Source organism: Sphingobacterium sp. B16(2022) (genome assembly GCF_012030425.1).
Lineage (GTDB): Bacteria > Bacteroidota > Bacteroidia > Sphingobacteriales > Sphingobacteriaceae > Sphingobacterium > Sphingobacterium anhuiense.
The window spans coordinates 264,364-277,133 of sequence record NZ_JAAUVN010000007.1 but is presented as its reverse complement, the minus strand read 5'-3'; the positions used below and the strand labels follow the sequence as shown (position 1 = coordinate 277,133).

Sequence of the window (12,770 nt, the reverse complement as noted above, 5' to 3'; positions counted from 1 at the left end):
TCGAATCCGATCAGTAAGAACCAATGCTATTTTCGGTATTCAGTGAGTGGCACCTACCCTCACCCTACGGCGTCACAAGAAGCCTCAATTATTTTATATGGTGAACTAGAAACTAACCGTCCAATCTCTAAACTTTCTAAATATTTTAAGCACTCTTTCAAATCGTGGTTAGAAACAATAAAACTTGTTCTTTAAAAATTGAAATGGGCGAACGTTGTATATACCTTTCAAATTTTGGTCAATAACAACCAATGTTATTAAGGTATTCAGTGAGTGGCACCTACCCTCACCCTACGGCGTCACAAGAAGCCTCATTATTAAATATCTTCAAATCGTAGATTAAATCCCGATCAATACCAATATGTCAAAGAACTAAGTAGTTTAATCTGGTTTATAATTCCTCTTGCAGAGGAACACATTACAATTTTGTCTTTACCAACAAACTTTCGTAATTTTAATCAAATTTATACTTTGTCAACCATAATCATTCATGGTATCCTACCGATTTACCGGTAAAGTACCGATCCATAAAATCATAGCATATGAACACTATTTTTGAAGAAAAAAAAGAAACCATGCACATCGGTAACAACATAAAACGGATAAGGGAAATTCAGGGAATAAAACAAGAAGCTCTAGGGCAATTATGCAAAAGCAAATACTCTCAACAACGTATTTCTGATTTTGAAAACATGGTTGCTTTTGATGAACCTCTTTTAAAAGAATTGGCAGATGCACTTGGGGTAACACCAGATTTTGTCAAATCGTTTAAAGACGAAAATGTTATCTATAATATACAAAACAATAATAATTCTACATTTAGCGATAATTCAGTTGGTCAAAATGCACAACCCATTTTTAACAATGATGGCTCAGACAAACTATTGGCACTACTGGAAAAATTCATTGAGGAAGACCGTATCAAAACACAATCTATTGCAGCATTAAGTAAAGCGGTTTTAGATCTTGCCAGTGAAGTGAAAAAATTGAAAGAGGATAGAAATAATTAATTGATCAACATGTTTAATATATCATACTATATTTTATGAGCGATCTCAGCTTATGCAAGACCTTTGCATAAGTTGAGAAGCCAAAAACTTATAGTAGTTCAAAATTCAAGTAATCTATCAGGGATCATGTTGTTAGCTCTTTATCTATCTTAAACATACCTGCACACCAAAATTGACCAGATGATTTTTAGTACTGACACGTACTAATCAACAATATTTAACAAGGCCTTAGCATGCGCTAGTGCTGCAGAGGTAGGTTTTATTCCACTCAACATCTGAGCAATTTCTTTGATACGCTCTTCTTGATTTAAAAGCACAATATTAGATTTTGTTTTATCACCTTCATCAATTTTGTAGACTTTAAAATGAGATCTTCCTTTCGATGCGATCTGAGGTAAATGAGAAATCGCAATAACCTGCATATCTCCGGCTAAGCGCTCCATAATCTCCCCAACTTTCAATGCTACTTCACCAGAAATACCGGTATCAATTTCATCAAAAATAATCGTCGGTAATGCTGAACTCTTTGCAATCAAAGATTTAATCGCAAGCATAACACGCGATAACTCTCCACCTGAAGCAACCTTATGAATTGTCTGTAATTCCTGTCCTTTATTTGCCGAAAATAGAAATTGGATACTGTTCATTCCATTTTCTTTCAGTTCATTTTCCGCTAAATCCTCCAGCTTCACTTCCAGTTTGGCATTGGGCATGCCTACTTCCGCTAAGATTGAAACGACATGCTTTTCAATTTGAGGTAAAGCTTTTTTCCGCAATTCTGTTAATGCTTTTCCTTTTTCCAAAGCCTGCTGATAAGTCTCGGTCAACTCTTTCTCTAAGGCAATAATTCGCTCATCCTGACTATTAACATCCAGTAGTTTTTGTTCTAAAGCATCTTTGATTGCTATTAAGTCTTCAACTGTATCGACATGATGCTTCTTTTGAAGGTTATAAATCAAACTCAGACGTTCATTGATCAACAATAATTTGTCCTGATCCAAATTTGTTCCCTGCTCCAGATAACCAATTTCTGTAGCAATGTCCTTAGCCTCTATCCAGACACTCCGAAGTCGATTGACCAGATCGGGCAAAGCTGTAAGATAAGAAGCGACAGACTCTAACTGACCTAAAGATTCTTTCACCTGTAAGATTACGTTCTGCTCCTGCTCCTCTAAGATATGTACGGCACCAAGTAAGCCTCTTTTTATCTCTTCTGCATTCTCAAGTTGTTGCTGCTCGGCCTCCAAATTTACCTGCTCATCTGCAGTTAGCGATGCTTGATGAAGCTCATCAAACTGAAATTGATTAAAATCTGCTTCAATATGAGCCTGCTTGGCTTGTTCCTTTATCTTTCTTAATTCGTTTTTAACTTTTTTATACCTCAAAAATGAGGTTAGGTAACCCGCTTTTAAAGCAGTGGACTTTGCGACATTATCCACGACCAAAAACTGAAATTCTTCCGTATTGATCTGCAAGGTGGCATGCTGTGAATGAATATCAATCAACTTTTCACCTAAACTTTTAAGGATAGCTAAGGTAACTGGTGAATCGTTCACAAAAGCACGCGACTTACCATCTACACTAATTTCACGACGAATAATGGTTTCATTTTCATAATCCAGATCATGTTCCTGAAAAAAACCTTTCAGATCGTATGCTTCAATTTGAAAAAAACCTTCAATGCTGCATTTCTTATTTTGATTAAAAAAATATTTTCCTTCTACCCTACTTCCTAAAATAAGGGATAGCGCACCCATGATAATTGACTTACCCGCACCGGTTTCACCTGTGATGATATTCAATCCTTTATCAAATTGAATTGATAATTCGTCAATCAATGCGTAATTCTTAATATCTAATCTCGCTAGCATATTTTTTTATGTGTCTATTTTTTGACTTAATTTATATGAGATTAATCTTGAACGCTATCAAATTTAAACGAATATATCGCTCTCTCCGTTACCATCAAGAATTATTTAATATCGGAAAGATAATAAATATTATCTTTTTATAAGCTAACTGAAAACGAGCTAACTATAAAAATTTCCAGCACTAAGATAAAACAATAAATGATAATTTACTAATATAAATAGCTGAAAATCTATTTATATTAGTATAAATAAGCGGTATGTGGAAGAAAAACAAACCTATATAACCATATAGCAGTACAAAAATATATGTAAGGGAGACAAGGTAAATAAGCGAATGTATACGAAGTGCGCGCGTTAATTTGTATTAGCACAAAAGGGAAAAGAACACTTCGGCAAGTATCATCAGTAAAAGTATTTTCAATAAAAAAAGACAGGCACGATAAATTTTCGTATACCTGTCTTTCAGATCTCTGCCTAGCGAAAGCAGAAACTTATCGTTATTTAAAAATCACAGTTGGCGCAATTCCCGTCCAGGATTTTGGAATATTCTTCAAGCCAAATAGCTTAGCGAGTACCAAAGAGGTATTTTTATTACTATTAAAAAACTGATCAGTAAGCCCTAGATTTTTAATTTTTGGACCGGTAATCGCCCATGGAATCTGCATTTCATTCATAGTCACGCCACCATGACCTTTTTTTATACCGCCATGATCTGTAATAAACAAAAAGTAGGTGTCATCGTAAAGCTTTTGTTCTTTAAGCTTATCAATGAAATTACCGATTTCTACATCCACCTCTTCAATTGCTGTAATATACTGCGGCGACATCCATCCATATTCATGTCCTGCATGGTCTGTATGCACACTATACAAAAAGACTAAAGTAGGATCATTTTTATTTTTCTCTATAAATTTCAATGCCTTTGCATAATTATCTTTATACCTGTCCCCTTCCTCAAAGGAGACTTCATCCAAATATTTTTTGTTAATTGGATTGATTAATTCGGCCCAGTTGTAGTAAAATGCTGTTTTTGCATTGTTTTTTTTATCTTTTAATACCTTGAAGATAGACGGACTATATCCCTGCTCATCTGTTTCTATGGCTTTTAATGTATGGTTTTCCATTGTCCAGTTGTTGGCTGTTATACCGTGTTCTTCCGGTCCCTGTCCCGTTAAATGACTTGTCCAATTGGGCAATGTGATCGATGGCATTACGGGCCTATTTGTCAACGTAATCAGTCCTTTTTCAAATAACCGATCAATATTAGGGTGTTTAGAACCGTTGAACCCTTCAGTACTAAAACCATCAAGGCCAATTATAACTACCCTTTGTGCGTTTACATTAACGTAAACCAGTATAAACAATGCTACTATTAATACTCTTATTTTCATGGTATTATATATTATATTTTTTAACAGAATTTCACTCACTGCATCACCAGAACAATTCGGTCCCATTACATTGGTAAAACTAAAGTTAGAAAATATCTTTTGTTTAGCAAACATAAACTTTGTTTATTAAAACTAAAATTACAATTTCTTAAACCACCGTTTACCTACTGATAAGCAGCCTTTTATTAAATACCTACTCTTTCTTTTAAAACAAAATTCATCTCTAGCATATTGTATCCATACTAGCAGTTCCCAATCTATTATTCCAGGTACATGGGGCAACATTATTCCTGCGCCAAATTATTTTTATGAAATAAAACTAATTACCGCATCTTTATATAAATTACTAAATGAACAAGATGGAGATAACAAAGATTTCATTAACAATTGGTAGCATCATCATCAGTGGCAGTTTATTTGCACAGAGCCCCAAAATTATTAAGACGGATTTAAAAGAGGTTATGCTGTATACCAATGCGGCTGAACTGAATCATCATGCTAACGTAAACCTGCCCACAGGAACTACTGAACTTGTATTTACACATGTTGCAAATGGCATCGATGAAAACAGTATTCAGATCGGAAGCTCTCCTAACGTAACGGTGATGTCCGTACGGTCAGCCGTCAATTATATTGGAGCGGATGTCAAAAGTGATGCATTTGTACAAGCAGAGAATTTATACAAAAAGGAGGCTAACGCTTTAAAAGCTTTTGAAAATCAAAAGGCAACGGAAGAAAGTATCTTAAAACTACTGGAAAACAATCAAAAAATAGCTGGAACAAATGGTAGTACTACTGTTGCTGAACTTGCTAAAATGGCCGATTATTATAAGACTAAATACCTGGAGGTGAAAAGTAATATTACGATATTAGAAGATAAAATCGTTAGCCAGCAAGATGTCGTTAACAGAGCAAAAGTCCAGCTAGAAGAGGTACAGGGACAAACAACAGGTTCAGGGGGACAACTGATTGTTCAGGTTATCAATAACCAAGCTGGAAATCAACCTTTCGACATTACGTACACATCTTCACAGGCATCCTGGAATGCATCATATGATCTACGATCCGCTAGTACTACTGCACCGTTGGAAATCATTTACAAAGCGAATGTCACGCAAGAAACCGGGATCGACTGGAAACAGGTTCATCTGACCTTGTCAACAGGTGCTCCGTCTCAATACGGAATAGCGCCAACGCTAGTTCCTTGGCAACTGTATTATAATCAGCCCACGCTTCCTCAAGCTTTGCAAAATAAGGCTTCAGGCCTTGTGCTTGATGAGGTCGTTACCATAAGTGACAAAAAAAATATCCGCATTCGGGGAACAAATGGTATCAATGCTTATACGCAGCAAAACGAAAATCAGCTGAATACGACATTTGATATTACTATCCCATACGATATTGCATCCAACGGCAAGCCACATAGTGTATCGTTAAAAGAATACAAGCATCCGGCAAATTACAATTATGTAGCGATACCTCGCTTAGATCCTAGCGTATATCTCCTGGCGGAATTAACAGATTACGAAAAACTAAATCTGATGCCCGGAATTGCAAATATCATGTTTGAAAATATGCTGGTTGGCAAGACCTTTATTGATCCAAATATGTCTACCGATACGCTCAAAATGAGCATGGGGAGAGACAAGATGATCAGCATAAAGCGTGACAAGGTGAATGATCTATCTCAAACCAAGATATTGGGCGGAAGCAAAAAACAAAGCTTGGTGTATGAGATCACCATAAAAAATAATAAGAAGAGCAGTGTAACCATCAACCTGCAGGACCAGATACCAATTTCGACAGACAAATCGATGGAAATCACAGTCGATGATCAAGACGGTGCCGAATTAACAAAAGAGACCGGTATACTGAAATGGAATGTCACAGTTCCTGCTGGCGCTAGTAAAAAGATCCGATTTGGCTATAGTTTAAAATATCCAAAAGATAAACAGGTAAACATTTATTAAAGTATTCTTTTTTTTTAAAGCCGCACTAGTTATAGTGCGGCTTTTATTTTTTAATTTCTTTTTGCATAAGTGCTATAATAATAAAAAAAGTTATGTTTGTGTTATGCAGGATTATAGTGCTACATTGAAAAGATTTATGCCCGAAGAGGCTGCTCCCATTATCTCCAGATGGATCAATGATACGGGCTGTTTATTCAAAATATCTAAAACCCGAAGTACAAAACTTGGTGATTATCGTGCACCTTTTCGTACGGCTGGCCATCGCATTTCGGTGAATCATGATCTCAACCCCTATTCCTTCTTGATCACCACCATTCATGAGTTTGCACATCTGCAGACTTGGCAACAGCATAAACATGCTGTGAAGCCGCATGGTAGTGAATGGAAGTCTAATTTTCAAAATTTAATGAATCCATTTTTAGGGCTTCAGATTTTTCCTGCTGAAATTGCCACGGCTGTAGCGCAATATTTAGCAAATCCGGCAGCATCCAGTTGTACTGATCTTCATCTTTTTCGTACCCTTAAAAAATTTGACAAACATGCCGATCAGGTATTAACTGTTGAAATGTTACCTGAGAAAAGTCATTTCAAATTACAGAATGGTCGGGTGTTTCAAAAGCAGGAAAAAGTGAGAAAGCGCTACAAATGCGTAGAATTGAGCAGTAACAAAATTTATCTTTTCCATCCTATTGCGGAGATTTATCCTATTGATACAACACATCAACATGAAAAAACAATTTAACTACATAGCGCTAGGTATAGCATGCATGGGTATGCCGCATCTTGTATCAGCGCAAACGAAGCAAAATACCCTCGATCAAAAAGCACTCAGCAGCATTAGTGAAAAAAGCTATAAGAGCACCATCCTCAAACTTTCATCGGATGAATTTATGGGTAGAAAACCCTTTACAAAGGGAGATACTTTGGCGACCAACTATATAGCAACTCAGTTTAAAGCGCTAGGGCTAGAACCCGGTAATGGCAACAGTTACTTTCAGGAAGTTCCAATGGTAGAGATTACCTCCACTCCCAATGTAAGCCTATCTTTAAAATCTCCGCAGGACGAACTCACACTAAATAATCTTACAGATTATGTGTTAACAAGCCGTCGCCTGCAGGATCATGTGGAATTGAAAAATACAGAGCTCGTTTTTGTAGGATTTGGTATCGTTGCTCCGGAATACCAGTGGAATGATTATCAAGATCTTGATGTAAAGGGAAAGACTGTCGTTGTCATGGTCAATGATCCTGGACATTATGATAAGTCTCTTTTTAAAGGCGATACAATGACCTATTATGGAAGATGGACCTACAAATATGAAGAAGCAGCACGTCAAGGTGCCGCTGGCGTTATGATAATCCATCAGACAAAGGCAGCTAGTTACGGTTGGAATGTGATCCGTACAGGTTGGGGAAATGCGCCGCAGATGGACTTAGACAATGTGAGCGACCCTCATAAATATGCACAAGTGGAGGGCTGGTTATCTACAGAAAGTACATCCAAGCTTTTTAAACTAGCAGGTTATGATGACTCACTAATGGAAAAAGCGAAGAAAAAAGGCTTCAAAGCAGTTCCTTTGGGAATAACAACAAATTTTGAGGTCAGCAATAAAATAAAAAGATCAAAGTCAAATAATGTCATCGCCAGACTTGAAGGTAAAAGCCGTCAAGATGAAAATATTATCTACACCGCACATTGGGATCATCTCGGCATTGGCGAAGCAGTCAATGGAGACTCAATCTATAATGGTGCCATTGATAATGCTGCTGGGGTAGCAGCACTATTTGAGATTGCTAAAGCTTTTAAAGCAGCTAAAAAAGCTCCCGAACGTTCCATTGTATTTCTTGCTGTGACTTCGGAAGAAGACGGATTACTGGGATCGGATTATTATGTTAGAAATCCGATTTACCCTTTAAATAAAACAGTTGCTAATATCAATATGGATGCCTTCAGTGCTGCGGGTGCTACCAAAGATGTATCTATTGTTGGAAAAGGGCAATCGGATATGGATGACTACGCCGAACGTTCTGCTCTCAAATTTGACCGCTATACGAAATCAGAGGGCAATCCTGGATCCGGAGGCTTCTATCGTTCTGATCATTTCAATTTTGCGAAGGTTGGTGTTCCTGCATTTTATGCTGGTAGTGGAAATGATTATCTGGAAAAAGATCGGTCCATTACTGAAAAACGAAAAAAAGCATTGGAGGGCCGTTATCATGCTGTCAACGATGAAGTGATTCCGGAGTGGAATTTTGAAGGTATGTTAGCCGATATTCGACTATTTTTTGATATTGGTTATACCTTAAGTCAAGAAGCGACTTTCCCGAAATGGAAAGAAAAATCTGAATTTAAAGAAATAGGCGAAAAGCGTTAGTTATTTTATACTTTTGTATTCAAAGAATTAATTAAAGAAGAAATTATGTTACACTTACACTCGACATTAGCAATTATCTTATTGTTAGCTCTGATTGTTTCAATCATCATTACCTTTGTAAACTTCTCAGGTAACAAACCGTATAATAGAAAAATTGCGCTGTTAGGTTTTATCGCCTCTCACTTGCAATTATTAATTGGATTGATTTTATTCTTCGTATTAAAATACCCATCCATGATCTCAGGTTCTATTATGAAAGACCCTACGATGCGTTTTAAAATTATCGAGCATCCGCTTACGATGATTATCGCGATTGTGTTAATTTCTATTGGTTATATAAAAGCTAAAAAATTGACTGATGCCAAACAAGCTAACAAAACTGTTTTGATTTTTTACATTCTTGGATTAATCTTAATCTTAGCTCGTATTCCTTGGGGAACTTGGTCATTATTTGCATAATTAATTGCTATTCGTACTATAAAAAAATACGCTGTTTCTCTTACGGGAAACAGCGTATTTTTTTTTCGACATTTTATCTTGGCGCGGGTAAGTAAATATTTAAAACTTTTAACCCTATGCTTTGTTATATCTTAACCTCCAAAAGGGGGTTACCTGTCATCTAGATGGAACCGTACCAAGGCAATTCGAAGAAAAACAGCGTAAAAAAAACGTCAATTCTTTCGAATTGACGTTTACTATATTTTTATAAAGACTTATTTATTTTTTCCGAATCCTAAAATTCCAAAAACTGTTCTAAAAGCGATAAGAGATGCTACTACAAGGCTAATGTTAGCTATTGCTGAAAACATCGATACATGTTGATCAAAGTTTGTGCAAACATCTGGTACAAATCTAATGAATACTCCTATAAGACCCAAAACGATAGCTATTGTTAAAGTCTTGTAATAATGAGTTTGATTTGCGTTATTATCAGTCTTTTTTGGTTCTCTATGTTGTACTGTTTCTGCCATTTCGATTTAATTTTTTTACAAGACAAAGGTACAAATTATTCATTGTTTCGGAAATAAAATAACAAAAACATTTATTGAATTATTAAGGCTATCTATTTTATAAAGAGATAGAAAATGTCTAAAATTGCAACGCAAACAATTTTTAATGAAACATCATGAACTAAATCAGTTCAAATCTTGAAGAATACTGGATTTATGATTGCTTCATTATTGATAAAAAACAAATTTAATAATGAAACCATCATGATCTTACAGATAGCTAAGTGCAGATCATGATCGCTTGATATCCGTTAAAAAACAAATTTAATAATGAAAAAACTATTGTTTCTCCTGCTGTTAATTCCATTTTTAGGGCATGCACAAATGCAAAAAATAGAGAATTTTATAGTAAAAGAAAATTTATCAGGCAATGGGAAACTTGCCATTATAGCTGTAGATTCGGCAGAGAAGACAAATGAACGTATCAACGGTACGTATAAGTTTAGCATTAATGGGTTTACCCAGGACTTACAGTTCCACGATGGAATTGGGGTTCCAAATGATAAAATTGAATCCTCAACATTTGTATTCTTCAAACATAAGAATCAAGACAGATCAAAAGGTCGACTATTTTATATCTATAAATCTGACAAAGGATTGTCAGCATTTGCAATCAGCGGACTTATGTTTCTCATTATCCCGGCAGTGATCTTACTTATTGCTTATGCATTTAAGAAACTATTATTAACGGCAATTGTACTGGCTGTATGTTTCTTTTTCTTCAATCACTCGCAGGGCCTAAATATCTCGTCTATTATAGAATCTATTTTTGCAAGTTTAAAAAACTTAATTTTCTAAAAAGGCAATCCAATACCAAAGTTATACTGAATAAAATTATAACGGTCAGGTCTATGTGTCTGGTAATACTGATCCTTAAATTCTTTGGAATCGAAAAAATGTTTTAAAACCCATTGATCGCTTCCTGAGAATTGCGGATCTTTAACTTTAAGTCCTGCATCCAATCGGATAATAAAATAGTCGGAATCAAAACGAAGTCCAAAACCTGTTCCTATTGCAATCTGACTTAAAAATTTATTAAACTTAAACTCTCCGCCTGGATTTAATTCATTTTCTTTTAATCGCCAGACATTTCCAAAGTCAACGAAGGTAGCACCATTCATCTTAGCTCCTAATACGCTATTTAATATGCGGAAACGATATTCAGCATTTCCTTCAATTTTGATTTCCCCCAATTGATCTAAGTTCCGAAGGTTCAACCGTAAGTCTTCATTGACACTTTCGCGATTATAATTTCCGGGACCCAATGTCCGAGCTTGCCAGGCACGCATGCCATTCATTCCGCCACCGTAAAAGCTTTTTTCGAAAATCATGAGCGTCGAATTGTTTCCATAAGGAATAGCAATACCTGGATTGATTCTAAAAACAAATTGTCTATTGCCCCCTAGATTACGATAAAGACGATAGTCTAATTCCGTTTTGGCATACTGCAAATAAGGTACTCCAAGAACCTTTTTTTCGCCATCCGCCGTCCGGTCAAACTTAACTACCCGGCTTACAAGATCTAAAATATTACCACTTAAATCTACTGAGCCTTTGAAATAATTAAAATTTTCCTTCTTGGTCAGCTTCTTGGCGTTATAAGTGAATGCGTACTGGGATCCCAGACCAAAATACTCGCGGTTATTACTTCGTACATATAATAAGTACCCCTGATCTATCAGGTTCTGAGCAAAATTATCATTTAAACGTCCTTGTCTATATTCTAACACAATTGGCGTAAAGCTGTGGAATTTATTTGCAGATTCGTGCCAGGAGTAATTTAATGTATTGATAAAGTAACGGTTTGAATAGGTGGCATCCTGATTGAAGATTTGTAAGCTCGTCGAAAAAGTCGTTTTGGCTAAACCATACTGTGCGGTATTGCTAACAGGAAAAGGTGTCATCATACGTGGGACAATCAGATTTACACCGATCTGAATATCATTATTAAAGATTTTGTTAGAAATGCTACCACTAAGTCTAGGGTCAAACAAAATACCATAACGTAATTTTACTTCCAATAGTTCGGCTCCGCCAAAGATATTACGATGTGAAAATGTATTTCCGATATTAAAACCGCTCATACCTGAACTCAGTGTAAATTCACCTTCAATCTGATTTCCCATCAACGGACGAGGTACCATCTCATAGAATGCATCCAATTTGTTTGAATCTGTCTTTTGATAATGAATTTTAACACTACGAAATCCATTCATTTCGTACAAACGATCGTAAGAAAGATTTTCTTTCGTCAGATTGTAAGGATTCCCAGATTTGATATACATATATCGGGTCAATGGTTTCAGACGAAAATTGTTTGTCTCATCTTTGAAATGGATATTGTTGATGCTGTCGAATGTCTGTTTAATTTCTTTCTTTGCAGTTCCAAAATTTCGAATAGTAACAAAGATATTATCGATGGTATATGCCTGATGTTTTGTTGAATCGCTTGGATTTTCAACCTGCACTTCTAAATTTAATTGATTTTTCTTTGACATCGAATCTACAGCGACACGCATGTATTGACGGATATAATCAAAATAGCCATGATCACGCATAGCCATATACAATTTTTCTCTTTCTGTGATCAGGTTTACCGCATCATATTGATCTCCTTCTTTGATAACTGTAGCTGGTTTTACTTCTTTTTTATAAAGGTCGGCAACTATAGGATCTGCAAAGTTGTACGTAATTTTACTCATGTAGTAGGGATCGCCCTGAGTAACATTAAAATGAATGGTCGCTCTTTTCTTCTTAACTGCTATTTCAGGTGTTACGCTAGCACCAAAATAACCTTTTGTAAATAAAAATCGTTTTATCTGTGTCGCAGATAAATCAACTAAACCAGAATCTAATAAATGGGGGGCTTCACCGACATTTCTGATATTACGTTTCTTATATTTTCCATCTTTTGTATTAAAAAGATTATAGATAAATAAGTTAACCCGCGAATTGACCTTAATCTCATTCGAGATATAGAGTGAGGTTGTTTCTTTGAGTTCAGGTTTTACGCCATGGATATCCACATGATCTACCAAAGCTTGGTCCTCATTTAAGAAACGTGCTGTACGGCAAGATGTGAAAATTAGCAACAAAAGCGTTATACTTGTAAAAGCTAAAAGGCGTTGATTATTTATCATTAA

At 35.8% G+C, this 12,770-nt stretch carries 10 protein-coding genes; 6 read left to right on the top strand and 4 right to left on the bottom strand.

All coding sequences use genetic code 11. The features are described from left to right. The first annotated feature begins 542 nt into the window (after nt 1-542). The gene (locus tag HCX49_RS24815) at nt 543-1,010 is read left to right on the top strand and encodes a helix-turn-helix domain-containing protein (protein ID WP_168128446.1); all 468 of its coding nucleotides are present in this window, start codon (nt 543-545) and stop codon (nt 1,008-1,010) included. 203 nt (nt 1,011-1,213) lie between these two features. On the opposite strand, the gene recN is transcribed toward HCX49_RS24815, so the two are convergent. Further along, on the bottom strand, nt 1,214-2,881 hold the full coding sequence (recN, locus tag HCX49_RS24810; RefSeq protein WP_168128445.1) for a DNA repair protein RecN: 1,668 nt from the start codon (nt 2,879-2,881) through the stop codon (nt 1,214-1,216). Between the two features lie 497 nt (nt 2,882-3,378). Continuing rightward, on the bottom strand, nt 3,379-4,272 hold the full coding sequence (locus HCX49_RS24805; protein WP_168128444.1) for an alkaline phosphatase family protein: 894 nt from the start codon (nt 4,270-4,272) through the stop codon (nt 3,379-3,381). 359 nt (nt 4,273-4,631) lie between these two features. On the opposite strand from HCX49_RS24805, the gene HCX49_RS24800 reads away from it, so the two are divergent. From HCX49_RS24800 to HCX49_RS24785, 4 genes are all read left to right on the top strand, one after another. After that, nucleotides 4,632-6,242 carry a DUF4139 domain-containing protein gene (locus HCX49_RS24800; protein ID WP_168128443.1) on the top strand — a complete coding sequence of 537 codons (1,611 nt, stop codon included), beginning with the start codon at nt 4,632-4,634 and terminating at the stop codon, nt 6,240-6,242. A 103-nt stretch (nt 6,243-6,345) separates the two neighbouring features. Further along, nucleotides 6,346-6,984 (top strand): SprT-like domain-containing protein, encoded by a 639-nt coding sequence (locus HCX49_RS24795; protein ID WP_168128442.1) that lies wholly within the window; start codon nt 6,346-6,348, stop codon nt 6,982-6,984. Then, nucleotides 6,968-8,617 (top strand): M28 family metallopeptidase, encoded by a 1,650-nt coding sequence (locus HCX49_RS24790; protein WP_168128441.1) that lies wholly within the window; start codon nt 6,968-6,970, stop codon nt 8,615-8,617. The genes HCX49_RS24795 and HCX49_RS24790 overlap by 17 nt, the downstream gene beginning before the upstream one ends. 45 nt (nt 8,618-8,662) lie before the next feature. Continuing rightward, nucleotides 8,663-9,076, top strand: a complete 414-nt coding sequence (locus tag HCX49_RS24785; protein ID WP_021187768.1) for a hypothetical protein — start codon at nt 8,663-8,665, stop codon at nt 9,074-9,076. Between the two features lie 254 nt (nt 9,077-9,330). On the opposite strand, the gene HCX49_RS24780 is transcribed toward HCX49_RS24785, so the two are convergent. Continuing rightward, nucleotides 9,331-9,588 carry a hypothetical protein gene (locus HCX49_RS24780; RefSeq protein WP_021187767.1) on the bottom strand — a complete coding sequence of 86 codons (258 nt, stop codon included), beginning with the start codon at nt 9,586-9,588 and terminating at the stop codon, nt 9,331-9,333. Between the two features lie 309 nt (nt 9,589-9,897). Between HCX49_RS24780 and HCX49_RS24775 the strand changes: the two genes are divergently transcribed. Beyond that, nucleotides 9,898-10,425, top strand: coding sequence for a hypothetical protein (locus tag HCX49_RS24775; protein WP_132772284.1), 528 nt, complete (start codon nt 9,898-9,900; stop codon nt 10,423-10,425). Here HCX49_RS24775 and HCX49_RS24770 read toward each other — a convergent pair. Then, nucleotides 10,422-12,767, bottom strand: coding sequence for a BamA/TamA family outer membrane protein (locus HCX49_RS24770; RefSeq protein ID WP_168128440.1), 2,346 nt, complete (start codon nt 12,765-12,767; stop codon nt 10,422-10,424). The genes HCX49_RS24775 and HCX49_RS24770 overlap by 4 nt on opposite strands. Nucleotides 12,768-12,770: the final 3 nt, after the last annotated feature.